We start from the raw sequence: 24501 nt of genomic DNA, 5'->3' as shown, positions 1-24501 counted from the left end.
GGAAAGCCTTCCGCGCCGTCAGTGCCTGCGGCCGCGCTTGGCCTCCATCGCGGCACGGCCCTGCGCCTGCTTGACGCGCCACTCGCGGCGGATCTCGCCGCGCATCCGGGCGTCCGTCTTGGCGACGATCCGCCGGTTCTCGCGCAGCAGCTTGCGGTAGCTGTGCAGCCGCCGGTCCGACAGCGTGCCGTCGTCGAGCGCCGCGAGCACCGCGCAGCCCGGCTCCGCCTCGTGCGCGCAGTCCTGGAACCGGCAGTCGGCGGCCAGTTCCTCGATCTCCGCGAAGACCTGCCCGACGCCCGACTCGGCGTCCCACAGGCCCACGCCGCGCAGCCCGGGGGTGTCGATCAGCACGCCCCCGCCGGGCAGGACGAGCAGATTCCGCGTGGTCGTGGTGTGCCGGCCCTTCCCGTCGACGTCACGGGCGGCCTGCACCGTCATCACGTCCGCCCCGAGCAGGGCGTTGGCCAGCGTGGACTTCCCGGCGCCGGACTGGCCGAGCAGCACGCTGGTGCCGCCCGCGACGACGGCCGCGAGCACTTCGGTGCCGTCGCCCTCGGTGGCGCTGACGGGCAGCACCTGCACGCCGGGCGAGGCGGACTCGACGTCGGCGACGAGATGCCCGCGCGTGACGGGGTCCGGCACCAGGTCGGCCTTGGTGAGCACGACGACCGGCTGGGCCCCGGACTCCCAGGCGAGCGCGAGGAACCGTTCGATCCGGCCCAGGTCCAGCTCGACGGCCAGGGAGACCGCGATCACGGCGTGGTCGACGTTGGCGGCGAGGATCTGGCCCTCGGACCGCTTGGACGAGGTGTTGCGCAGGAACGCGGTGCGCCGCTCCAGGAGCGCACGGACGTACCCCGGGTCGCCGCCGTCCGGGTCGACGGCGGCCCAGTCGCCGGTGCACACGACCTTGGCGGGGTCGCGCGGCACGACGAACTCGGTGTCGGCACGCACGGTCCCGGCCGCGGTGACGACATCGCACTGGCCGCGATCGACCCGCACGACCCGACCGGGCACGAGACCCCGCTCGGCGTACGGGACGAACTCGTCCTCCCGGGCGGCGTCCCAGCCGTACGGGGAGAGCGGGTGCGACAGGGCGGAACGAGCTGAAGAGAGAGTCAAGGGGAACCCTTCACAGGGTGGCCCCGGCTGCGCACGAACGGTGCGGTGTCAGTGGGTGGTTCAGCCGGTGACCACGGGGGCGGCATTGATGAACTCCTGAACGCGGGCAGCACCCGCCGCAACGACAGCCATCAGTCACACCTCCTGGTCCACACAGCCGGTGGGGGCCACCTGGAGGCGGCCCCTCGGAACAACCCCAAGGATAGAAACCCCCCTTGCCCCCGCGCCAACGGTTTTTCCGCCGCGAGGGCGAGGGAAATCATCCGGGCGGGGCTCGGGCAGGAGAGGGACCGGCCGATCGCCGGGAGCACCGTCGTCATCGACGAACTCGGCGCGATCCTGGAGGAGTCCGGCGAGATCGTCCACGCCCTGGAGGCGGGTGCCCTGACCCGGGGCGACCTGACCGAGCTGGGCTCCGCCCTGGCCCCGGGCGTTCCGGGGCGCGGCAAGCAGACCAGCTCAGCCTCCCGCCACCGCCTGGTCGAGCAGCTCTTGCAGGCGCAGCCCGCGCCGCGCGTCGATCGGGCCGCTCGCCCCCGCGCGCACGGCCGCCGCGAACTCGGCGCGCAGAACCGGCCAGCACTCCTCGTGGTCGAGTGAGCCCGTGTCGTAGACCAACTCCTCTTCGGGGCCGAGGAGTTCGATGCGGGTACGGGCCTTGGGGAGGCGGACCGTGCCGGACAGGGAGGCCTGGCTGACGGCCCCGTTCTCGTGTTCGCAGGTCAGCTCGATCCAGCGGCGCGGGTCGCCGGTGCCGCGCACCGAAACGATCGGGCCGACGGCGGCGTCGAGGAGGTCGAGCAGGTGCGGGCCGAGGTCGAGGAGCGCGCCATGCTCCAGACGCCAGGCCGTCGCGAAGTCGCCGCCGAGGAACGCGCCGTGGAGGTAGCAGGAGCGGGCCCCGGTGACCTCCAACCGGGCGGCGCGGGCGAGGAATTCACGGGTCGCGGGGTGGTAGCGCTTGGTGAGGACGAGCTGGCTGACCACGCCCGCGTCCTCGATCGCCTCGGTGACGCGGCGGGCGGAGGCCAGGTCCGGGCCGAGCGGCTTCTCCAGGAGCAGCGCCTTGCCCGCCTTCGCCGCGCGCACCGCGAGCTCGGCCTGCACGGCGGGCGGTACGGCGAACGCCACCGCCTCGCAGCGGTCGAGGAGTTCGTCGAAGGTGGCGGCCGCTGCCGCGCCGTGGTCGGCGGCGACCTCCGCCGCCGCCTCCTGGCGCCGCGCCCACACGGCCGTCAGCCGGGTCTCGGGCCCGGCGGCGAGGGTGCGCGCGTGCATGGCGCGCGCCCAGGGCCCGGCGCCGACGAGTCCGACGCGTACGGGGTTGTCGTACGAGGTGTCGCAAGGGCTCACAGGAGTTCTCCGGGAGGGAGCCGGACGGTTCACGAGGCCAGGGCGGCCAGGCGGGCGTCGGCGGGGTCGGGGGCGTACAGGTACTCGACGACCATGGCCGCGGCGCCCACGAGCGCCGCGCTCTCGCCGAGGTGCGCCGTGACGACCTGGAGGTTGGCGGTGGTGCGGGGCATCGCGCGCAGGTAGAGCAGTTCGCGTACGCCGGTCATGAACGGGGTGCCCGCCAGGTCGCCGGCGAGCATGAGCACGCCGGGGTTGAGCAGGGTCACGACGGTGACGAGGACCTCGCCGACGCGTCGGCCCGCCTCGCGCGCCAGGCGTACGGCGTCGGGTTGGCCCGCCGTCAGATGGGCGCGGACGTCCGACCCCGAGGTGGTCTCGACGCCGAGTGCGCTCAGCTCGGCGGCGAGCGCCCGCCCGCTGGCGACGGCGGCCAGGCAGCCGTACGAGCCGCACATGCACAGGGCGTCGGGTGCGTCGTGCAGCCGGATGTGGCCGATGTCGCCGGCGCCGCCGTCGATGCCGCGGTAGACCTCGCCGTCCACGACGACGCCCGCGCCGATGCCGGTGGACGCCTTGATCAGGACGAAGGCGGAGCAGTCGGGGTGGGCGGCGCGCTGTTCGGCGTACGCCATCAAGTTGGCGTCGTTGTCGACGAGTACGGGCACGGGGCCGGGCTCCGCCGAGGGGCCGACATGGGTGGCGTAGGCCTCCTGGAGGCGTTCGCGCAGCGGGTACGCGTCCCAGCCCGGCATGATCGGCGGCTGGACCACCCGGCCGGCCTCCCAGTCGACGGGGCCGGGCACCGAAAGGCCGATGCCGAGGACCTTCTCGGGGGCGACCCCGGCCGCGTCGAGCAGGTCGGGGAACCAGCGGGCGAGCGTGTCGAGTACCGAGTCGGGTCCGTCGGCGACCAGGACGGGGCCGCTGTGCTCGGCGAGCACCGTGCCCGCGAGGTCGAGCACTGCGGCCCGCGCGTGCCGGGTCTCCAGGTCGACGGCGATCACCGCGCGGTGCTCCGGGTCGAACTCGATCCGGGCCGAGGGGCGTCCACCGGTGGAGGCGCCCACGGTGTCGCGCAGCCAGCCCGCGCCGAAGAGCTGGTCGAGCCGGGCGCCCACCGTGGACCTGGACAGGCCGGTGGCGCGCTGGAGTTCGCCTCGCGTGGTGGCCGTGCCGGAGCGGATGAGCTGCAGCAGGTGCCCGGCGCTCGCCTGGTTCGTCGACATGGGAACTCCCCCTGTTTCCGTGCGGGTCCGGTGTCGTGCGGGCCCTGGGTGGTGCGGTTCAGCTCTTGTCCGCGCCGCTGGTCAGCCCCTCGGTGAGCAGGCGTTCGGCGGCGAAGAAGAGAAGTACCACGGGGATGGTGAGGACCACCGAACCGGCCATGAGAACGGTCTTGGACACCTCGATGCCGTTGGCGAGTTGGGCGAGGCCGAGCGACACCGTCCACTTGTCGGGGTCTGCGGCGAGGAAGAGCAGCGCGAACAGGAACTCGTTCCAGGCGATCATGAAGACGTACAGGCCGGTCGCCATCAGGGACGGTGTGGCCAGGGGCAGGATCACCTTGCGTACGGTCTGCAGCCGCGAGCAGCCGTCGAGCGCGGCGGCCTCCTCGATCGAGTACGGGACGGTCACGAGGTAGTTCTTCAGCATGTAGATGGAGACCGGCACGGTCTGCGCGACGTACACGATGGCGAGTCCGGCCAGGCTGGAGGAGAGGCCCAGCTTGGCGAACATCACGAACAGCGGGACCGCGAGCAGTGTCGCCGGGAACATGTAGACGGCGAGGAAGAGCGCGCTGACCTGGCGTCCGCCGAAGAACTTCAGGCGGCTGATGGCGTACGCGCCGGGCACGGCGGCGAGCAGGGTGAGGGCGACCGTGCCGAGGGAGACGAGGGCCGAGTTGACGAGCAGCTTCATGAAGCCCTGGCCGCCGTCGTCGGTGGACTTCATGACGTCGCGGTAGGTGTCGAGCGTGAAGTCCTTGGCCGAGACCCACAGCGAGCCGGGGTCCAGGAGCAGGGCGTCGATGGATTTCAGCGACAGCAGCAGCATGTAGTAGAAGGGCACGATCGTGATCGCCGCGAGGAAGGCGATGACGATCCAGCGGGCGACGCCGAAGAAGCGTTCCTCGATCTGTGTACGGGTCATGGCGGGACGCGACATCAGGCTTCCTCCTGCACCTTCTTGCCGAAGAACTTGAAGTAGAGGCCGAGCAGCACCATCAGGACGACGGCGAGCACGAGGGCCTGGGCGGAGGCGGCGCCCACGTCGTAGCGGGCGGTGAGGAAGTCGTAGACGCGTACGGCCGCGACGTCGGTGCCGGAGCCGCCGCCGGTGAGCAGGTACACGTCGTCGAACTTGTTGAACGTCATGATGAAGCGCAGGACGCTGAGCAGCGCGAGGACCGGCAGCAGTTGCGGCAGCATGATGTGGCGGAAGCGCTGGGTGGGCGAGGCGCCGTCGACCTTCGCGGCCTCTTCGAGGGTGTCGGGGACGGCCTGGAGGCGGGCCAGGATGAAGAGGAAGGCGAAGGGGAAGTAGCGCCACACCTCGAAGGCGATGACGGTGAGCAGGGCGAGCGGAACGTCGAAGTGCACGCCGAACAGGCCGACTTCGTAACTGCGGGTCGAGAGGAACGCGATGGGCTCGTCCCAGCCGAAGAGGGTGCGGCCCCACTCGTTGACGATGCCGAACTGCGGGCTGAGCGCGACCTCCCACACGAACGCGACGGCGACGACCGGCGCGACGTAGGGCAGCAGCATCGAGCCGCGGAGCAGCCCGCGCCCGCGGAACGGCTTGCGCAGCGCGAGCGCGGCGACGAGGCCGAGCAGCACGGATCCGGCGGTGGAGCCGATGGTGTACGTGAGGGTCGTGCCGAGGCTGGACCAGAAGCCGGCGGAGCCGAGGACGTCCTGGAAGTTGCCGAGGGTCCAGTTGCCGAACAGGCCCATGTCCTGGATGTCTACGAGCTTGGCGTCCTGGAAGGCGAGGACGACCGTCCACAGGATCGGCAGGACGACGACGACCAGGACCACCAGGAAGGTCGGGGTGACGAAGGCGAGTCCGGCGCGGTTCTCGCGGCGGCTCGCGGTGAGCGGGGCCTTGCGCCCGGACCTTCCGGACCGCCCGGACCTTCCGGACTGCCCGGACTGCCCGGACTGCCCGGACTCGGGCGCCGGGTCGGGGGCGCCCGGCTCCGGCGGGGTGGGGCGGTGCGTCGTCGTACCGCTCTGGGTTGCTGACATGGGGTTACCTCGGGGAGGGAAGTACGGAGGGGACGGCGGGGCGGCTAGTCCAGGGACGTCTTGAGTGCCTCTACCTCGTCCTGGGCCTCGGCGGCGGCCTCTCGGGAGGTGATCTGGCCCGCGGTCATGGCGCCGATGGCCTTGGGGACGGGCAGTTCGCCGTTGGTGGCTCCGACGAGGGCGCCCTCCCCCTGGTCGACGCCCCAGCGCTTCATGTTGCCGACGCCGTCGGCGAGTTGGTCGAGGAGCGCGTCGGGGAACACCTCGTTCATGGGCTTGCGGGTCGACACGCCCATGTCGCTGGAGCGCCAGGCGTCCAGGTACTTCCGGGGCTGTTCGGCGGTGCCGGAGCGGACGGGGATCTTGCCCTCGGGTGCCATGCCGAACCAGTCCTCGTAGCCCTCGCTCATCATGAACTCGATGAACTTCCGGGAGGCGTCGGTCTCGGCGGTCCGGGTCGTCACCCAGGAGGTGATCTCTCCGAACTGCGCGGGCTTCGCCGCGCCCGGGCCCTTGAGGGCGGTGACGATCCCGCTGTTGCGGGCGAGGAACGCGGGGTCCTTCTCGCACTCGGGGCAGCTGGGGAGCGCGTCCTTGCGCAGGGCGGCCAGCTCGTCGAGGACGAACGAGGACCAGATGACCATCGAGGACTTGCCCGAGAAGTAGGTGGCGCGGGTGGAGTCCACGGTCTGGGTTCCGGGGGCGCCGTGGTCTCCGGCGAGGGTGCGGTACGTCTCGAAGGCGGTCCGGCAGTCGGCCGAGTCGAGGTCGACGTCGCCCTTGCCGTCGACGAGTTGGCAGTCGTTGGCGAGCGCGACGCTCTCGAAGCTCTGCTGGGTGAAGACGTCGCTCGGGTCGGTGGCGGCGGAGATGCCGTCGTGCCCCGGCCGGTCGAGCTTCGCGGCGGCCTTCGTCAGCTTCTCGTACGTGTCGGGGCTGTCCAGGCCGGCCTTCGCGAGGAGGTCCTTGCGGTAGACGAGCAGCTGCAGCCAGGCGTCGGAGGGGACGCCGAGCTGGTTCCGGCCGTCGGAGGTCAGGTCGAGCGCGTTCTTCTCGAACGTGGTCCGGCCGAGCTTGTCGACGATCTCGCGCGGGATCTCGGTGTTGAGCAGGCCGTTGCTGTACATCTGCCAGGTCTGGCCCATCGGCGCGGCGCCGATCACGTCGGGCAGCTTGCCGGAGGCGGCCGCCGACATGATGAGTTGGGGCATCTGGCCCTCGTCGACGCCGACGAGGTTGACCTTGACGCCGGTCTTCTTCTCGAAGCGCGCGATGACCTTCTCGGTCGCGGCGATGCGCGGCGTCAGATTCTCCTGGGACCAGACGGTGATCTCGTTGTCCGGTGCGGCCGGTCCGCTACTGCTTGCGGCGCAGCCGGAGAGGGCCGTGACGCCCGTCGCGGCCGCGAGCCCAGCCGCGATCGCCTTTGACCTGAAGCGCATGCCTCGTCGCCTTGTCTTGGGGAAGCCTTGGGAACTTACGTCTTACGAGAATGCATCTCAGCACTACTTTTGCTTGTCGACAAGACATAAGTAGGGATAGTTTCGACGCAACCAGTGAGTCGCACCTGCAGCCCACACCGTTCGGAGTCTGTTGTGCACCGAGTTGTCCAATTCACCGGCCCCCGTCAGGTCGAGGTGGCGCAGCACGAGAGTGCCGCCCTGCCGACCGGCCACCTGCGCGTTCGCACCCGCTACTCGGGCATCTCGGCCGGCACCGAACTGACCGCCTACCGGGGCACCAACCCGTATCTGACGCGGACCTGGGACCCCGAGGCGCGGCTGTTCCGGGACGGCGCGGCCGGTATGGAGTACCCGGTCGCCGGCTGGGGCTACTCCGAGGTCGGCGAGGTGACCGAGGTCTCGCCCGAGCTGGTCGGCACGCCCGGCATGCCCGTCGTCGGCGACCTGGTGTGGGGCATCTGGGGCCACCGCGGCGAGGGCGTCGTGCCCGCCGAGCGGATGGTCGGGCACACCCTGCCCGCCGGGCTCGAACCGCTGGCGGGCGCCTTCGCGCGGGTCGGCGCGATCGCCTACAACGCGATCCTGTCCGCCGAGCTGAACCTCGGCGAGGACGTCGCCGTCTTCGGCCAGGGCGTCATCGGCCTCATCGCCACGCGTCTCGCCCAGCTCAGCGGCGGCCGGGTCACCGCCGTCGACGCGATCGACGGCCGCCTGGAGACCGCGAAGCGGTACGGCGCCCACAGCACCCTCAACGCCCGCACTGACGCGGTCGCCGAGCGCATCCGCGAGGCCACCGGCGGCGCGGGCGCCGACGTCGCCATCGAGATCAGCGGCGTCCACCCGGCGCTGCACGAGGCGATCCGCTCCGTCGCCGTCGGCGGGCGCGTGGTGGCCTCCGGCTTCTACCAGGGCGACGGCGACGGCCTGCGCCTGGGCGACGAGTTCCACCACAACCGCGTCCAGCTGGTCTGCTCCCAGATCGGCGGCGTCCCCGCCGCGCTGCAGGGCCGCTGGACCGTGGACCGGCTGCAGCAGACCTTCCTGCGCCTGGTCGCCGAGGGCCAGGTCGACGTCGAGTCCCTGGTCAGCCATGTCGTGCCGGTCGACGACGCCGCCGACGCGTACGTACTCCTGGACGAGCGTCCCGCCGACGCGCTCCAGGTCGTCCTGGAATTCTGAGAGGCACCGCCACCATGCTGAAGACCGCCGCACAGGAACAGCTCCTGCCGGGCAACTCCCTCCAGGAGAAGTGGGAGTTCGCGCAGAGCGCCGGCTACGACGCGATCGAGCTGCGCGCCAAGGGCGACTTCCACTTCCGCGACCGGCTGCCCGAACTGAGGCAGGCCCTCGCCGACGGGGTCGTCATGCCGACCGTCTGCGTCGAGATGCTCCACTTCTTCGGCGCGTTCGACGCCGAGCTGCGCCGCGACGCCATCGAGCAGCTGAAGTCGCAGCTCAGCGTGATCGCCGAACTCGGCGGCCGGGGCGCCCAGACGCCCGCCTCGTACGGGATGTTCTCGCGCCGCCTGCCGCCCTTCGAGCCGCCGCGCGGCGAGGCCGAGGAGCGGGAGATCCTGCTGTCGGGCCTCGCCGAGATGGGCGAGCACGCCCTGCGCGAGGGCGTCACGCTCTACCTCGAACCCCTCAACCGGTACGAGGACCACATGGTCAACCGCCTTGCGCAGGCAGCCGAGTTGATCAAGGAGGTGGGCCTCGACTCGGTCCGGATCGGCATCGACAGCTACCACATGAACATCGAGGAGGCCGACCCCGCCGCCGCGATCATCGAGTACGCCCCCTACATCGGGCACGCCCAGGTCTCCGACTCCAACCGCTTCCAGCCCGGCGCGGGCCACCTGGACTGGCCGGCCTGGCTCGGCGCCCTGCACACCATCGGCTACGACGGCTACCTCGCCGCCGAGTGCCGTCTGACCGGCGACCCGGCCACCGCGGTCCGCTCCGTCCCCGGCTTCCTGCGCAGGTCCGGAGCATGACCGAGCTGCTGCAGGCGCCCGCCACCACCCGCGACGGCGCGTGGCGGGGGGCCGCCGAAGTCCTCATCGGCAACTGGACCGGCACGTCCACGGTGCCGTCCCGCTCGCTGTATCCGCACCAGTGGAGCTGGGACTCGGCGTTCCTCGCCATCGGCTGGCGGCACCTGTCGCCGCGCCGCGCCCAGCGCGAGCTGGAGTCGCTGCTCGGAGCCCAGTGGGGCGACGGCCGGGTGCCGCACATCGTCTTCAACCCGTCGGTGCCGCTCGGCGCCTACTTCCCGAGCCCCGACTTCTGGCGCAGCTCCGCCGCCGGGGCGGGCCGCGGGGCGCCCGCCACCGTGGAGACCTCGGGCATCGTGCAGCCTCCGGTGCACGCGCTCGCCGCGCTCCTCGTACACGAGGCGGACCCCGAAATCTCCCGCAGGCGCGGCTTCCTGACACGCCTCTACCCGCGCCTCGCGCGCTGGCACGACTATCTGGCCCGCCGCCGCGACCTGGGCCGCGGCGGGCTCGCGGCGGTCGTCCACCCGTGGGAGCCCGGCATGGACAACAGTCCCTGCTGGGACGGCCCGCTGGCCCGGATCGAGCCGGCCGAGCCCGGCACCTTCCGCCGCGCCGACCTCGACCACGGCGCGGCGACCGACCGCCCGACGGACCTGGACTACGGCCGGTACGTACGGCTCGCCGCCGAGTACCGGGACGCCGGGTACGACGACGCGGCCGCCCCGCACGGGTTCGCCGTCGAGGACCCGAACTTCAACGCCCTGTTCATCGCCTCCGAGTACGCGCTCGCCGAGATCGCGGCCGAGGTGGGCGCCGCTCCCGCCGGGCACCTGGCCCGCGCGGAGCGGCTGACGCGGGCCCTGCTCGACCGCCTCTGGGACGCGGAGGCGGGCGTGTTCCGCTGCCGCGACCTGCACGCGGGCGGCGACGGGCTCATCCCCGAGACCAGCGTCGCGGGCCTCGTCCCGCTGATCGTGCCCGGCCTGCCGGGACCGGTGGTGGACGCCCTCCTCCGCACGCTCACCGGCCCGCACTTCGCCCTCGGCGACCGCACCGGACTCGCCCCCAGCTACGACCTCCGGGGCCACGCCTTCGACCCCTCCCGGTACTGGCGGGGCCCGGCCTGGTTCAACATCAACTGGCTGATCGAGCGCGGCCTGCGGCTCCAGGGCGTACCGGAACGGGCCGACGCCCTGCGGTCCGCGTTCCTGCGCTCCGCCGCCGGGTCCGGCTACGCCGAGTACGTCGACCCGCTGACCGGCGAGCCGCGCGGCGCCCGCCGCTTCGGCTGGACGGCGGCGCTCACCCTCGACCTGCTAGGGAGTGTCTCCCCGACCTTTGCGGGTCCGCGACGCCTGGCACGGCACCTCGCCGCACGCCCGCATCGCCCAAGTACGTCCAGTACGAGGGCGATCCGGGCGCACGCCGATGCACCCTCCCCCAAGCTCTCGGCTCCGCTCGAGCAGGGAGGTACCCCCTCGACGCCGCGGCCTGATCCGCAAAGATCGGAGAGACACCCCCTAGCCGCCGGGGAGGAGCCGCGATGAAGGGCCGACTCCTCGTCCACGACGGCACGTTCGCCGCCCTCGCCGACAGCGGCGACATCACCGGTACCCGCGGCGCCTCCCCCGACGGGCTGTTCCGGCGCGACGCCCGGCACCTGAGCCGCTGGCTCCTGGAGGCCGACGGGGCTGCGCCCGGCGTCCTCTCGGCGGGCACCTCGGTGCCGGGCGAGGCCTGCGTCCTCACCCCGCAGGGCACCCGGGACGAGCCGCCCGCGTACACGGTCTTCCGTGAACAGGCCGTCACCTGCGGCCGGTTGACCGAGCGGGTCCGGGTCGTCAGCAACCGCGCCGAGCCGGTCACCGCCCGGCTCACCCTGCGCGCGGACGCCGACTTCGCCGACCAGTTCGAGCTGCGCTCCGACCGCAGGACGTACGACAAGGACGGCGCGACGCGCGAGGTCGAACTCCGGGGCGACGGCGTGGAGTTCACGTACCGCCGCGCCGCCTGGACCTCGCGTACCACCGTGACCGCCGAGCCCGCGCCGGACACCACCGACACCACCGACGGGGCCCTCCTCACCTGGGACCTGCCGCTGCCCGCGCACGGCACCGGCGAGCTGCTGCTCCAGGTCACGGCACTCCCGCACGGCGCGCCCGCCCTGCCGCCCGCGCCCCGCGACCCCGCGCACGCGGCGGCACAACTCGCGGCTGACAAGGGCGAGTTCACGTCCGGCGGCGTGGTGGCCCAAGGGGTCCCGGGCGAACTCCGGAAGGCCTGCGAGCAGGGGCTGGCGGACCTCGCGTCGCTGCGGGTGCCGGGGACCGGGCCCGACGGGGAGGCGGTGCGCGTGCCGGCCGCCGGGGTCCCCTGGTTCCTCACCCTGTTCGGCCGGGACTCGCTGCTGACCTCGCTGTTCTCGCTCGACCAGCGGCCCGCGCTCGCCGCCGCCACGCTGCGCGCGCTGGCCGCCGCGCAGGCCGGGGCCCACCGGCCCGACCGCGTCGCCGAGCCCGGCAAGATCGTGCACGAGATCCGCCACGGTGAACTCGCCCACTTCGGGCAGGTGCCGTACGGGAGCTACTACGGCTCGGTCGACGGCACGCCCCTGTTCCTGGTCCTGCTGCACGCCCACGCCGAACGCACCGGCGACCTCACCCTCGCCCACCGCCTGGAGTCCCACGCCCGGGCCGCCGTCGACTGGCTGTTCAGCCACGGCGGCCTGGACGCACACGGCTGGCTCGTCTACCACGCCGACGAGCGGGGCCTGGCCAACCAGAACTGGAAGGACTCGGAGGGCGCGATCTGCTTCCCCGACGGGACGCAGGCCGAGGGCGCCGTCGCGGTGGCCGAGGCCCAGGGGTACGCGTACGACGCGCTGCGCCGTACCGCCCTGCTCGCCCGCACCGCCTGGCGGGACGCGGCGTACGCCGACCGTCTCGACCGGGCGGCCGGCGACCTCAAGTCCCGCTTCCACGAGGCGTTCTGGGTCGAGGAGACGGGCTTTCCCGCGCTCGCGCTCGACGGTGCGGGACGCCGCCTCACGACCCTCGCCTCGGACGCGGGCCACCTCCTGTGGTCCGGGATCCTCGGCCGGGCGGAGGGCGAGCGCACCGGACGGCGCCTGATGGAGCACGACTTCTTCTCCGGCTGGGGCGTCCGCACGCTCGCCGCGGACCAGGCCCCCTACCACCCGCTCTCCTACCACCGGGGCAGCATCTGGCCGCACGACAACGCGGTCATCGTGCTCGGGCTCGTCCGGTACGGCCTCCTCGACGAGGCCCGTACGCTCGCCGACGCCCTCACCGAGGCCGCCGCGCACCACGGCTACCGCCTGCCCGAGGTGATGGCCGGCTACGACCGCGCCCTGCACCGGGCGCCGGTGCCGTACCCGCACTCCTGCTCCCCGCAGGCATGGGCGGCGGCGACCCCACTGGCCCTGCTCACGGCGTACGCCACACGCCCGGCGTAGGTCACCCGGCCAGGGCCCGTCTTCCCGATCTTCGCGGATCAGGCCGCGGCGTCATGGGGGTCCCCCTGCTCTGGGGGCACCTCCCGGCCGAAGGCTGGGGGAGTGCGCCCGGATCGCCCTCGTACTGGACGTACTTGGGTGATTCGGGCGTGCGGCGAGTGGGGGTCCCCCCGGCCGAAGGCTGGGGGAGTCGCGGCCCCGCGAAGATCGGGGAGACGGGCCCTAGCAGTCCCCGCGCAGCAGGCCCTCCCGCAGCACGCGCCGCCGCCGTACGACGAAGGCCGCCCACCCGGCGAGGACGGCCAGGGCGACGCCCGTGGTCGCTCCGCCCAGGGAGGCCCAGCCCTCCTCTTCGTCCTCGGCGGCCGCGGTGGCCGGGGCGACCGCGCCCGCCGCGGCCTTGGCGGCGGGCGGCTGGAGGGAACCCACGGGACGTACGCGTCCGTCGGCGGCGAAGCCCCAGTCGAGCAGCGCCCGCGCCTCCTCGTAGACCGCGAGACCGCCGCCCCGCTGCGGGTTCATGACCGAGACGATCAGGGTGCGGTCGCCGCGCTCCGCGGCGGCGATCAGGGTGTGCCCGGCCTCGCTGGTGTAGCCGTTCTTGACGCCGATGATCCCGGGGTACGGGGCCACCCCGTCGGCGCCGGTGAGCAGGCGGTTGGTGTTCTTGATGTCGTACGACCACTCGCCCTCGGGGAACTTCGCCACGGCGGTCGAGCAGTAGCGGCGGAACTCCGGGTGCGCGAGTCCGGCCCGCCCGAACACGGCGAGGTCGAACGCGGAGGAGACCTGGCCGGGTGCGTCGTAGCCGTCCGGCGAGACGACGTGGGTGTCCCGGGCGCCGAGCGAGCGGGCCTTGGCCTGCATCCGGCGGGCGGTGGCCCGCCAGCCGCCGTTCATCTCGGCGAGCACGTGCACGGCGTCGTTGCCCGAGCTGAGGAAGACGCCGCGCCACAGGTCGTCGGCGCTGTAGGTGCGGCCGGCGTCCACGCCGACGAGGCTGCTGCCCTCGCCGATCCCTTCGAGCTCGGAGTCGGTGACCGTGTGCTGGGTGGTGCCGGGCACCTGGGGCAGGGCGGTGAGGGCGAACAGCGTCTTGATGGTGCTGGCGGGCGGCAGCGGCTCGTGGGCGTTCTTCGCGGCGAGGACGTCGCCGCTGTCCGCGTCGGCCACGAGCCAGGAGAGCGCGGAGACGTTGTCGGGCAGGGCCGGGGCGGAGGGCCACGTCCGGACCTGGATGCCGCTGCGGTACAGCCAGGAGGGCGGGGCGGCCGCCGCCGGACGCGGCGGCGTGGGTTCCTGGCGGCGGCCGGCGGCGGATGCGGGGGCCTGGGCGAGGAGTTGGGCGCCGAGCACCGAGGCCAGGGCCCCGGCGAGGACGGCACGCGCAAAGGATGGAATCATCCGTAAAACGTATGAATCACCCTCGCTGCTCCCCGGAACCCCGGGCCGCAGGTCGGACTCCGGCACTCGGATGGCGGCACGCGCCCCCGCACCTGGCCGCCCTACGCGTCCCGCCGGACCGGTCCGCTCGGCCACCTCGCCGAGGGTAGAATCTGTTCGATTCCCCCCCCGAGAAACGGTTGCATGTCCACACCGCTGCCCCCTGCCCCGAAGCCGCGCCTGTCCCGGCCCGACTGGCTGGCCTCGCCGAAGGTGCTCCGTACCGAGGTGCTCGCCGGGCTCGTCGTCGCGCTCGCGCTGATTCCCGAGGCGATCTCGTTCTCGATCATCGCGGGGGTCGACCCGAGCGTCGGTCTGTTCGCGTCGTTCACGATGGCCGTGGTCATCTCGGTCGTCGGCGGCCGCAAGGCGATGATCTCGGCGGCGACCGGTGCCATCGCCCTGGTCATCGCGCCGCTCAACCATCAGTACGGCTTCGGCTACCTGGTCGCAGCGGTGATCCTCGGCGGTCTGTTCCAGGTCGTCCTCGGTGCCCTCGGGGTCGCCAGGCTGATGCGGTTCGTGCCGCGCAGCGTGATGGTCGGCTTCGTGAACTCGCTCGCGATCCTGATCTTCATGGCCCAGGTACCGGAGATGCGGAACGTGCCGTGGCCCGTGTACCCGCTGATCATCGGCGGCCTGGTCCTGATGGTGCTGTTCCCGCGGATCACGAAGGCCGTGCCGGCACCGCTGGTGTCGATCGTGATCCTCACCGTGATCACCGTGGGCGCCGGGATCGCCGTGCCGACCGTCGGCGACAAGGGCGAGCTGCCGTCCTCGCTGCCCGTGCCCGGCATCCCGGACGTCCCGTTCACCCTGGACACGCTGGCCACCCTCGCGCCGTACGCCTTCGCCTTCGCGCTCGTCGGCCTGATGGAGTCCCTGATGACGGCCAAGCTGGTCGACGACATCACGGACACGCGCTCCAACAAGACCCGTGAGTCCATCGGCCAGGGCATCGCCAATATCGTCACCGGCTTCTTCGGCGGCATGGGCGGCTGCGCCATGATCGGCCAGACGATGATCAACGTGAAGACCTCCGGGGCCCGCACCCGGCTGTCCACCTTCCTGGCCGGTTCGCTGCTCATGGTGCTGTGCATCGCGTTCGGGCCCGTCGTCTCCGACATCCCGATGGCCGCGCTGGTCGCCGTGATGGTCCTGGTCTCCGTCGGCACCTTCGACTGGCACTCGGTGCGGCCGAAGACCCTGAAGCGGATGCCGGTCGGCGAGACCACGGTCATGGTGGTCACCGTGGCCTGTGTGGTGGCGACCCATAATCTCGCCGTCGGTGTGGTGGTCGGCTCGATCACCGCGATGGTCATCTTCGCGAAGCGGGTCGCGCACCTCGCACAGGTCTCCGCCGTCGTCGACCCCGACGGACGGCAGGTCGTGTACGCGGTCACGGGCGCGCTGTTCTTCGCCTCGTCCAACGACCTCGTCCATCAGTTCCACTACAAGGACGATCCGGACGACGTGGTCATCGACCTCACCGAGGCGCACATCTGGGACGCCTCGTCCGTGGCCGCCCTCGACGCCATCGAGAACAAGTACGCGGAACGCGGCAAGAAGGTCACCATCATCGGCCTGAACAAGCCGAGCGCCGATATGCACGACCGCCTCGCGGGACAGCTCAGCTCCCACTGAGACGCGAGCCGGGGCTCCGCCCCCTCACCACCCCGTCAGCAGCAGATGGTTGACCGTCAAGGCCAGCACGCCCTGCGCCACCAGCCAAGGCCGGGCCCTCGGCAGAAACGCCCCGGCAGCCAGCAGCCACATCGCGAACGGCAGCCAGATCCGCTCCGTCTCCGCCTTGCTCATCCCGGACAGGTCGGCGATGAGAAGAGCGAGCAGCGCACCGGCGACGAGCAGGGCAAGGCGCGCCTGGGGCGTGCGGAAGGACCGCCCCCACAGCACACCGCCCGCCCGCCGCAGCCCCGCCACCGTCGCGAGGCCGACGACGAGGACCGTGCACGCGAGGTTGGCCCACACCCAGTACGCGTAGGGCCGCACCCCCGCGGCCCCCTGGTAGTAGCGCTCCACCAGCAGGTGGTACGCCTCCCACCAGTTGAACCCGTACGCCGTGAACACCGCGGGCACGACGACAAAGCCGAGCAGCACGTACGGCAGCACCCGTAGCCACTCCCGGCCGCGTCCCAGCAGCAGCACCGCCAGGCCGATCACCGCGCACAGCGTCAGGCCGTACGACAGGTAGCAGGTCAGGCCGAAGAGCAGGCCCGAGCCGCAGGCCGCCGTGCGGCGTGGCCAGGGGCGGCGGGCCGTCACGGCGAGCGCGAGGAGGGCCACGGACCAGGCGGCGACGGCCGCGAAGTAGCCGTCGGCGGACGTGCCGGCCCAGACCGCCGCGGGGGCGAGGACGAGGAACGGGGCCGCGCGGCGCGCCAGTTGCTCCGAGGCGAGGGCCCGTACGGTGACCAGGACCGCCAGACAGGTCGTGGCGCCGACGACCAGGCACCAGACCCCGGCCCAGGCGCCCCCGCCGAGGCCGATCCGGTCGAGCAGCACGAAGGTGACCGTCGCTGCGGGCGGGTGCCCGGCGATGTGCGCGGGCCAGTGGTCCGGGGAGTCGAGCAGGATGAAGCCGCTGAACTCCCTGAGGGTTTCCGGGATGTTCTGGAAGCGGTCGATGACCTGGAGGTATTCGTACTTCGTGGTGAGGCGGCGCGCGATGCCCCAGTGCCAGCCGTCGATCAGGGCGAGCGACCAGGTCCACGCGGACGCGGCCGCGTAGGAGGCGGCGAGCAGCCCGCGCCACGGGAGCCGGGCGGCCAGTGGCGGCCCGTACGCGACAAGGAGCACCGCCACGGCGAGCGCGGCCGGTGTGCCCGGGCCGACGTGCGGCAGCCAGTTGGCGTACAGCGGCGGCCAGCTCACCCGCAGCGTGCCGTCTCGCTGCTCGATGTGGTGGCCGATCACGATGGCGGCCGCCACGAGCAGGATCGCGGCGGCGGCGGCGTAAAGATCCCGGCGGGTGCCGAGCCGATGGTCTTCGGGGCGGGGTTCGCGGTGCACGGGGGGAACGCTAGGCCGGGCGGCGGCCCATCGGGCGGTCACCGGTCGCGACGTCAGCGTTTCGTCATCGTTGTTTCGCCGGTGGGCGCGGACTTCCGGCCTACCGTCGGCACATGCCCAGGTTCCCCTCCTCCCCCGCGTTCTGGCGCAGCCCGGTGCGCGGCGCCCGGTTCACCTCCGTGCTCGGTCTGGTGCTGCTCGCCGGGATGACCGTGCTGTTCGTGACGGGGCTGCTCTCGTACGCCGCGTACAACCCCGACCTCGACCCGGTGAACGACAAGACGCCGGACAAGGGGCTGTTGGGCTTCTTCCTGTTCTCGTGGCCGACCGACCCGCACTGGCTGTACCGGCTCACGCAGGGCGTGCACGTCACCCTCGGGCTCGCGCTCGTGCCGGTGCTGCTCGCCAAGCTGTGGTCGGTGGTGCCGCGGCTCTTCGCGCTGCCGCCCGTCCGCTCCCTCGCGCACGGCCTGGAGCGGCTCTCGCTGCTGCTTCTGGTGGGCGGCGCGCTCTTCGAGTTCGTCACGGGCATCCTCAACGTCCAGCTGGACTACGCCTTCCCGGGCTCCTTCTACCCGCTGCACCTCTACGGGGCCTGGGTCTTCTTCGCCGCGTTCCTCGCCCATGTCGTACTGAAGGCGCCCGCGGCGGTGCGGAACGTACGCAAGATGCGGGCCGGGCGGAGGGACGGGGGCGAGGAGGGCGAGGTTGAGGATGACGAGGCCGAGGAGGACGAGCTGGTCTCCCCCGATCCCGCCCCGCCCACCGTCTCCCGCCGGGGCGCGCTGTGGATGGTCGGGGGCGGCTCGGCCCTGCTGTTCGGTACGTCGGTGGGGCGCAGCTTCGACGGGCCGCTGCGCGAGACCGCCGTACTCTCCCCGCACGGCGGCCCCGAACCCGGCGAGGGCCCGAACGGCTTCCAGATCAACAAGACGGCCGCGTACGTGGGGATCGACCCGCGCGAGACGGACTCCGAGGCGTGGCGGCTCGTCGTCACCGGACGCTCCGGCACCGTCCGGCTCAGCCTCACCGACCTGCGCCGGATGCCGCTGCACAGCGCGGCTCTGCCCATCGCCTGCGTGGAGGGCTGGTCGACCGCCGACCAGTGGTGGCGGGGCGTACGGCTGCGGGATCTGGCCGCGCTCGTCGGGTACGACGACCCGCCGGACGTGTTCGTACGGTCGCTGCAGCGGCGCGGCGCGTTCCGGAGTGCGGCCCTGCGCGCCAACCAGGTGGCGGACGCGCGCTCGCTGCTCGCCCTGGACGTCAACGGCGAACCGCTGAGCGCCGACCACGGCCGCCCGGCCCGGATCATCGTGCCCGCGGCGCCCGGCGTACTGAACACCAAGTGGGTCACCCGGCTCGAGTTCGGAGAACTGTGATGCCCTTCCGGATGCCTGGGCGCCGGTCGTTGCGCGAGCTGACCGGCAGCCCTTTCCAACTCCTGCTGCTCGCGGCCTCGTTCGCGCTCGCCGGGTACGCGGGCGTGCGGCTGCTCGCGGGCGAGACGGTGCAGGTGGCGCTCTGGTTCGTCGGCTCGGCGCTGCTGCACGACCTGGTGCTGGTGCCGCTGTACGGGATGGCGGACCGGGCGCTCGCGCGGCTGCTCGGCGCCTGCGGACGGCGGGAGTGGCTGGCGTACGTGCGGGTGCCCGCGCTGCTGTCCGGGCTGCTGCTGCTCGTCTGGTTCCCGCTGATCAGCGGGCGCGTGTCGGAGCGTTACGCGGGGGCGACCGGGTTGTCGGCCGACGGCTTCCTGGCCCGCTGGCTGCTTGTCACGGCGGTGCTGTTCGCCGGTTCGGCGCTGCTCCTGCTCGTGCGGTCGTGGTCCCGGTCGCGGTCGCGGTCCCGGTCGCGGCCCCGGTTGCGCAGGGCGACGAAGGTGCGGCCGTCGGCCTCCCAGTGATCGTCGGCCCGCCAGCCGAGGGCGTGGGCGCGGTGCAGCAGGCCGGGCGTGCCGAGCCTGGCCCAGGGGAAGGTGGCGCTGGTGATGCGGGGGTCGGCGGCGTGCACGAGGTGGACGTCGACGATCTCGTCCACGTCCGCCGGGTCCGTCTCGACCATCAACAGGCCGCGCGGGGCGAGGAGTTCGGCCATGCGGTCGAGCAGGGCGGGCACGTCGCCGCCGATGCCGAGGTTGCCGTCGACGAGGAGTGCCGTGCCCCAGCGCCCCTCGGCGGGCAGCGGGTCGAAGACGGAGCGGACCAGGGCCTGCCCGCCGAGTTCGACGGTGCGGGTGACGGCGGCCTCGCTGACGTCGATGCCGAGCGCGCGCCGGCCACGGGCGGCGAGTTCCGCGACGAGCCGGCCGGGCCCGCAGCCCACGTCGAGCACCGCCCCCTCGCACCGTTCGAGCAGCCGCAGATCGGCGGAGTCGGCGGCGGCGCACCAGCGCTCCACGTCGAGGGGCAGCAGCCATCCGTCGTGGCGCCGCAGGAACAGCGGACCGGATCCGAGCCGCAGCGCGTCGGCGTACGGGTCGGCGTACGGGTCGGCGCCCCAACTCCGGTGCGGCGTACGGTCGGACCGCGCCCCCGGGGAGGAGTCCTCGCGCCCCTTCTCGTACGGGTCGGCGCCCCGGCTCCGCCCCGCCGTGCGGCCGGACCGCCGCCCCGGCACGGTGCTCATCGGCCGGACACCGCCCCGCGCCGGTCGGCCCGAGCCCGGTCGGTGTGCAGCCGGGACAGTTCGGCGGCGAAGCGGCCGTGCGGGGCGCTCGCGGCGACGGCGGTGGCGTCGGCGGCCGTGTCCACGTCCCGCAGCTCGGGCAGGTCCCGCACCCGCAGCCCCGCCTCGACGAGCCGGTCGCGCTGGACGGCCCCGGTGTCCGGCGCCGACATGGGCACACCCCGTACGAGCGCGGGGTCGGGCTCGGCCATCCCCAGCGCCCAGAAACCCCCGTCCTCGGCGGGCCCGAACACCGCCTCGCCGTCGGCGAGTTCGACGGTGAGCAGCTCGGGGGTGACCTGCGGGGTGTCCATGCCGATGAGCAGGGCGGGCCCGGCGCAGGCGGCGAAGGCGGCGGCCAGGCGTGCGTCGAGCCCGCCCGCGCACTGCGGTACGACGTCGAAGCCGGGCGGCAGCCAAGGGCCCGGCCGCCCGTCGAGGACGAGTACACGGCGGCGGGCCGGGGTCGCCGCGACGGCGCGCAGGGTGTCGACGAGCGCGGCCTCGGCGAGCCGCGCTGCCTGCGCGGGCGTGAACGGCGGGGTGAGCCGCGTCTTGACCCGCCCGGGCAGCGGCTCCTTGGCGATGACGAGCAGGGTGAGGGGAGGGGTCACCGTCGGGCTCCGTTCGGGTGGGCGCCTCGATGGGGCGGTTCGGCCAGGACCTCGCGCATGTCCCGTACCGCCTGCCAGGTCCCCCGCCAGGTGCCCGTGACCTTGGAGCGGCCGGTGCGCGGCAGGTACGGGACGTCGTGCTCCGTGACGCGCCAGTCCGCGTCGGCGGCGCGGACGACCATCTGCAGCGGGTAGCCGCTGCGCCGGTCGGTGAGGCCGAGGCCGAGCAGCGGCGTGCGGCGGGCGGCGCGCAGCGGGCCGAGGTCGTGCAGGCGGAGGCCGGTGCGGCGGTGCAGCATGCGGGCGAGGGCGAGGTTGCCGAGGCGGGCGTGCAGCGGCCAGGCGCTGCGGCCCCGCGGCCGTCTGCGCCCGAGCACCAGGTCGGCCCGGCCCGCGCGCACTTCGCGTACGAACGGCACGAGCAGCGACGGGTCGAGGGAGGCGTCGCAGTCGCAGAAGCACACGATGTCGGCGGTGGCGGCGGTCAGGCCCGCGTGGCAGGCGGCGCCGAAGCCGCGGCGCTCCTCACGGACCACGGTCGCGCCGTGCGCGCGGGCGATCTCCGCGGAACCGTCGGTGGAGCCGTTGTCCACGACGAGGGCGCGCCAGCCGTCCGGGATGCGGGCGAGCACCCAGGGCAGGGCCTCGGCCTCGTTCAGACACGGCAGGACCACGTCTACGTCTACGTCGTCGGCGTCGGCGTCGTCGTCGGCGTCGGGGTGCGGGGATGAGGTCGTCACGGATGTCACCCTACGAAGCAGTATCCGACAAAACGGACAGCCGCTCCTTACGGAACGCGGACGTCCGCCCCCGCCCCACCCCCGCGTGCCCCACCCGCCCGCGCGCGGTGCGAGGCTGTGGGCATGGAGCAGCAGCCGTACGAACCGACCCCGGACCCAGCCACAGGTGACCGCCCCCTGGTCCTTGTGGTGGACGACGACCCGACGGTCGCCGAGGTCGTCGCCGGGTACCTGGACCGCGCCGGGTACGCCGTGGACCGCGCCGCCGACGGGCCCGCCGCCCTCGCGCGGGCCGCCGCGCACCGGCCCGACCTGGTGGTGCTCGACCTGATGCTGCCCGGCATGGACGGCCTGGAGGTGTGCCGCCGGCTGCGCGCGCACGGGCCTGTCCCGGTCGTCATGCTCACGGCGCGCGGCGACGAGGACGACCGGATCCTCGGCCTGGAGGTGGGCGCCGACGACTACGTCACCAAGCCGTTCAGCCCGCGCGAGCTGGTCCTGCGGGTCGCGTCCGTGCTGCGCCGGGCCCGGCCCGCCGAGGGCACCCGCCCGTTGAGCGCGGCCGGTCTCACCGTCGACCCGGCCGCGCGCCGGGCCACCAGGGACGGCGCCGAACTCGCCCTCACGCTGCGGGAGTTCGACCTGCTCGCGTACTTCCTGCGGCACCCTGGGCGCGCCCACAGCCGCGAGGAGCTGATGCACGAGGTGTGGGGCTGGGACTTCGGGGACCTGTCGACCGTGACGGTGCACGTGCGCAGGCTGCGCGGCAAGGTCGAGCAGGACCCGGCCGAGCCCCGGCTCATCCGGACCGTGTGGGGCGTGGGCTACCGCTTCGAGCCGCCAGGGAGCCCCGACACCTCGCTGCCCGGCGGGCCCGCCCTCGCGGAAGGGGCGTGAGCGATGCGCGACATCCTGCTCATCGCCCTGTTCGCCCTGCTCGGCGCGGGCGCCGCCGGGCTGCTCGGGGCGGCGGCGCTACGGCTGCTCCGGCACCGCTCGCTGACCGTGTCCGTCGCCGTGGTGGCCGTCGTCGCCGTGACCGCGATGCTCGCCGGGACGCTGGCCGTGGCGTGGGCGATGTTCCTGTCGCCGCACGACCTGACCGTCGTCACTACGGTCGTCGCGATGGCGGCCGTCGTGTCGCTCGCGACGGCGCTGCTGCTCGGCCGCTGGGTCGTCGCCCGCAGCCGCGCCCTCCAACTCGCCGCCCGCTCCTTCGGCGACGGCGGCGAGTACGCGGCGCCGCCGGGCGCCGCACCCGATGAACTCGCCGTACTCAGCCGCGAGTTGGCGGCCACCAGCGCCCGGCTCGCCGAGTCCCGCGACCGCGAGCGGGCCCTGGAGGCGTCCCGGCGCGAGCTCGTCGCCTGGATCTCGCACGATCTGCGCACCCCGCTGGCCGGGCTTCGCGCGATGGCGGAGGCCCTGGAAGACGGGGTCGCCGCGGACCCGGAGCGCTACTTCAAGCAGATGCGCACCGATGTGGAACGCCTCAACGACATGGTCGGCGACCTCTTCGAGCTCTCCCGCATCCACGCGGGCGCCCTGACCCTCACGCGCTCCCGGCTCTCCCTGTACGACCTGGTCGGCGACGCACTGGCGGGCGCGGCCCCGCTCGCCAGTGAGCTGGGCGTACGGCTCGTCGGCGAACGCGTCGAGGCGGTGCCCGTGGAGGTCGACGGCAAGGAGATGAGCCGCGTCCTGGGCAACCTCCTGGTCAACGCGATCCGTCGCACCCCGGCCGACGGCACGGTCGAGGTGGCCGTCGAACGCCGGGCGGACGGAGCGGTGCTCTCGGTGTCCGACGGCTGCGGCGGCATCCCCGAGCAGGACCTCCCCCGCGTCTTCGACACGGGCTGGCGCGGCTCCGACGCCCGGACACCACCGGCGGGCGCGGGCCTCGGCCTCGCGATCGTCCGCGGCATCGTCGAGGCCCACCGCGGCCGCGCCGCCGTCCACAACATCACCGGCGGCTGCCGCTTCGAGGTGACACTGCCGACTCCGGAGCCCTGAGTTTGGGCGTGTCTTCTCCCCTCCCGGCCCTTCCCGAAAGTCCTGGCGGACAGCTTCCGGGGCCCGAAAGGGGCGCGGGGCTGTGACGTTGTGCGGCTCCGCCGCGTGGGCGCGACCAGCCACGACGGCGGGGCAGCCGGACGACGGCATCGAAGCGGGGGCCCGGGGCCCGGACTACGCCCCCCGACTCGCGAACTCCCGTACCCCCTCCGCGAAGCCGACCTCCGGGTGCCAGCCGAGCGCGGACCGCAGGCGGGACGAGTCCGCGGTGATGTGGCGGACGTCGCCGAGGCGGTACTCGCCCGTGACGCGCGGCGCCGGGCCACCGTGGGCCGTGGCCAGTTCCGTGGCCAGCTCGCCGACCGTGCGCGGCTCGCCGCTGCCGGTGTTGTACGCGGTGAGCGCACCGCCCGCCGCGTCCGCCTCCAGGGCCACCGCGTTCGCCGCCGCCACATCCCGTACGTGCACGAAGTCCCGTCGCTGCGCCCCGTCCTCGTACACCGTCGGCGCCTCGCCGCACGCGAGCGCCGAGCGGAAGAACGAGGCCACTCCCGCGTACGGGGTGTCCCGGGGCATCCGGGGTCCGTAGACGTTGTGGTAGCGCAGCGAGACCACGGAGCCGCCGGTGTCCCGCGCCCACGCCGCCGCCAGGTGCTCCTGGGCGACCTTGGTCGCGGCGTACACATTGCGCGGGTCGACCGGTGCGTCCTCGTCGACCGTGCCGGGCGTCAGCCACGCCCCGCACTCCGGGCACCTCGGCTCGAAGCGGCCGGCGTCCAGGTCCTCGACGGCTCGCGGTCCCGGGCGCACCCGCCCGTGCCGTGCGCAGTCGTAGCGCCCCTCCCCGTACACGACCATCGAGCCCGCGAGGACGAGGCGGCGTACGCCCGCGCCGGCCATCGCGGCGAGCAGGACGGCGGTGCCGACGTCGTTGTGCGAGGCGTAGTCGGGGGCGTCGGCGAAGCCCGTGCCGAGGCCGACCATGGCCGCCTGGTGGCAGACCGCGTCGACCCCGGCGAGGGAGCGGGCCACGGCCGCCCCGTCCCGTACGTCCGCGCCGGGGTCGACGCGGAGGTCGAGGACGACGGTCTCGTGGCCGCGCGCGGTGAGCGCCTCGACGACATGGGATCCGATGAACCCGGCTCCGCCGGTGACCAGTACACGCATGCCCGCACGCTATGCGGCCCGCCCGGTCCGGCGGCAGGGCCGCGCCCTGCCGTCATGGTTCCGTAAGCCCGTCCGGCCGCTGCACAGGTACGCGCCGAGACACACCGACGATTAGGTGCGAGCCCCTCGACCATTGGGCATAACGCCCATAACGTGGTAAATA

The 24501-nt window shown here is 73.3% G+C and carries 20 protein-coding genes and 1 pseudogene; 9 read left to right on the top strand and 12 right to left on the bottom strand.

Features of this window, described 5'->3' with window-relative positions; genetic code table 11:
* Window positions 1–18 precede the first annotated feature (18 nt).
* The 6 genes from rsgA to QIT00_RS12590 all read right to left on the bottom strand — a co-directional run bounded on the left by rsgA (window position 19) and on the right by QIT00_RS12590 (window position 7171).
* A complete protein-coding gene (gene rsgA / locus QIT00_RS12615) occupies window positions 19–1125 on the bottom strand; it encodes a ribosome small subunit-dependent GTPase A (protein WP_282535291.1) in 1107 nt (368 codons plus the stop codon).
* 459 nt (window positions 1126–1584) lie between these two features.
* Window positions 1585–2478, bottom strand: coding sequence for a Gfo/Idh/MocA family protein (locus QIT00_RS12610; protein ID WP_282535290.1), 894 nt, complete (start codon window positions 2476–2478; stop codon window positions 1585–1587).
* Window positions 2479–2507: 29 nt separating this feature from the next.
* Window positions 2508–3707 carry an ROK family protein gene (locus QIT00_RS12605; RefSeq protein WP_282535289.1) on the bottom strand — a complete coding sequence of 400 codons (1200 nt, stop codon included), beginning with the start codon at window positions 3705–3707 and terminating at the stop codon, window positions 2508–2510.
* A 58-nt stretch (window positions 3708–3765) separates the two neighbouring features.
* Complete coding sequence (locus QIT00_RS12600) at window positions 3766–4632, bottom strand: carbohydrate ABC transporter permease (RefSeq protein WP_282535288.1); 867 nt, start codon at window positions 4630–4632, stop codon at window positions 3766–3768.
* A gap of 14 nt (window positions 4633–4646) precedes the next feature.
* A complete protein-coding gene (locus tag QIT00_RS12595) occupies window positions 4647–5729 on the bottom strand; it encodes a carbohydrate ABC transporter permease (protein WP_282535287.1) in 1083 nt (360 codons plus the stop codon).
* A gap of 44 nt (window positions 5730–5773) precedes the next feature.
* Window positions 5774–7171: an ABC transporter substrate-binding protein gene (locus tag QIT00_RS12590; RefSeq protein ID WP_282535286.1), complete on the bottom strand. Its 1398-nt coding sequence runs from the start codon at window positions 7169–7171 to the stop codon at window positions 5774–5776.
* A 153-nt stretch (window positions 7172–7324) separates the two neighbouring features.
* Between QIT00_RS12590 and QIT00_RS12585 the strand changes: the two genes are divergently transcribed.
* The 4 genes from QIT00_RS12585 to QIT00_RS12570 are packed head-to-tail and all read left to right on the top strand — an operon-like array spanning window position 7325 to window position 12664.
* Window positions 7325–8371, top strand: coding sequence for a zinc-dependent alcohol dehydrogenase (locus tag QIT00_RS12585; RefSeq protein ID WP_282535285.1), 1047 nt, complete (start codon window positions 7325–7327; stop codon window positions 8369–8371).
* A gap of 14 nt (window positions 8372–8385) precedes the next feature.
* Entirely contained in the window at window positions 8386–9186 is an 801-nt protein-coding gene (locus QIT00_RS12580; protein WP_282535284.1) for a sugar phosphate isomerase/epimerase family protein, read from the top strand.
* The gene (locus QIT00_RS12575; RefSeq protein ID WP_282535283.1) at window positions 9183–10736 is read left to right on the top strand and encodes an MGH1-like glycoside hydrolase domain-containing protein; all 1554 of its coding nucleotides are present in this window, start codon (window positions 9183–9185) and stop codon (window positions 10734–10736) included. Before QIT00_RS12580 ends, QIT00_RS12575 begins: the two co-directional genes overlap by 4 nt.
* Window positions 10733–12664, top strand: coding sequence for an amylo-alpha-1,6-glucosidase (locus tag QIT00_RS12570; protein WP_282535282.1), 1932 nt, complete (start codon window positions 10733–10735; stop codon window positions 12662–12664). The genes QIT00_RS12575 and QIT00_RS12570 overlap by 4 nt, the downstream gene beginning before the upstream one ends.
* A gap of 222 nt (window positions 12665–12886) precedes the next feature.
* On the opposite strand, the gene QIT00_RS12565 is transcribed toward QIT00_RS12570, so the two are convergent.
* Window positions 12887–14068, bottom strand: coding sequence for a D-alanyl-D-alanine carboxypeptidase family protein (locus tag QIT00_RS12565; RefSeq protein ID WP_282535281.1), 1182 nt, complete (start codon window positions 14066–14068; stop codon window positions 12887–12889).
* A gap of 183 nt (window positions 14069–14251) precedes the next feature.
* Between QIT00_RS12565 and QIT00_RS12560 the strand changes: the two genes are divergently transcribed.
* Window positions 14252–15751: a SulP family inorganic anion transporter gene (locus tag QIT00_RS12560; protein WP_282535280.1), complete on the top strand. Its 1500-nt coding sequence runs from the start codon at window positions 14252–14254 to the stop codon at window positions 15749–15751.
* Between the two features lie 24 nt (window positions 15752–15775).
* On the opposite strand, the gene QIT00_RS12555 is transcribed toward QIT00_RS12560, so the two are convergent.
* Window positions 15776–17137, bottom strand: a complete 1362-nt coding sequence (locus tag QIT00_RS12555) for a hypothetical protein (RefSeq protein ID WP_282535279.1) — start codon at window positions 17135–17137, stop codon at window positions 15776–15778.
* 113 nt (window positions 17138–17250) lie between these two features.
* On the opposite strand from QIT00_RS12555, the gene QIT00_RS12550 reads away from it, so the two are divergent.
* Window positions 17251–18519, top strand: coding sequence for a molybdopterin-dependent oxidoreductase (locus tag QIT00_RS12550; RefSeq protein ID WP_282535278.1), 1269 nt, complete (start codon window positions 17251–17253; stop codon window positions 18517–18519).
* A complete protein-coding gene (locus QIT00_RS12545; protein ID WP_282535277.1) occupies window positions 18519–19043 on the top strand; it encodes a hypothetical protein in 525 nt (174 codons plus the stop codon). The genes QIT00_RS12550 and QIT00_RS12545 overlap by 1 nt, the downstream gene beginning before the upstream one ends.
* 146 nt (window positions 19044–19189) lie before the next feature.
* On the opposite strand, the pseudogene QIT00_RS12540 reads toward QIT00_RS12545, so the two are convergent.
* From QIT00_RS12540 to QIT00_RS12530, 3 genes and pseudogenes are all read right to left on the bottom strand, one after another.
* Window positions 19190–19765, bottom strand: a pseudogene (locus tag QIT00_RS12540) (methyltransferase domain-containing protein); the annotation flags it as partial.
* Entirely contained in the window at window positions 19762–20418 is a 657-nt protein-coding gene (locus QIT00_RS12535; RefSeq protein WP_282535276.1) for a TIGR04282 family arsenosugar biosynthesis glycosyltransferase, read from the bottom strand. The gene QIT00_RS12535 and the pseudogene QIT00_RS12540, both read right to left, overlap by 4 nt.
* The gene (locus QIT00_RS12530; protein ID WP_282535275.1) at window positions 20415–21158 is read right to left on the bottom strand and encodes a glycosyltransferase family 2 protein; all 744 of its coding nucleotides are present in this window, start codon (window positions 21156–21158) and stop codon (window positions 20415–20417) included. Before QIT00_RS12530 ends, QIT00_RS12535 begins: the two co-directional genes overlap by 4 nt.
* Window positions 21159–21281: 123 nt before the next feature.
* Between QIT00_RS12530 and QIT00_RS12525 the strand changes: the two genes are divergently transcribed.
* Window positions 21282–22055 carry a response regulator transcription factor gene (locus QIT00_RS12525; protein WP_282535274.1) on the top strand — a complete coding sequence of 258 codons (774 nt, stop codon included), beginning with the start codon at window positions 21282–21284 and terminating at the stop codon, window positions 22053–22055.
* A 3-nt stretch (window positions 22056–22058) separates the two neighbouring features.
* Window positions 22059–23171 carry a sensor histidine kinase gene (locus QIT00_RS12520; RefSeq protein WP_282535273.1) on the top strand — a complete coding sequence of 371 codons (1113 nt, stop codon included), beginning with the start codon at window positions 22059–22061 and terminating at the stop codon, window positions 23169–23171.
* 174 nt (window positions 23172–23345) lie between these two features.
* Here QIT00_RS12520 and QIT00_RS12515 read toward each other — a convergent pair whose 3' ends face one another.
* Window positions 23346–24338 carry an NAD-dependent epimerase/dehydratase family protein gene (locus QIT00_RS12515; RefSeq protein WP_282535272.1) on the bottom strand — a complete coding sequence of 331 codons (993 nt, stop codon included), beginning with the start codon at window positions 24336–24338 and terminating at the stop codon, window positions 23346–23348.
* Between the last annotated feature and the right edge of the window lie 163 nt (window positions 24339–24501).

Source organism: Streptomyces luteolus, from assembly GCF_029968015.1.
GTDB classification, from domain to species: Bacteria; Actinomycetota; Actinomycetes; order Streptomycetales; family Streptomycetaceae; genus Streptomyces; species Streptomyces luteolus.
This window is presented reverse-complemented; position numbering and strand designations above follow the sequence as displayed.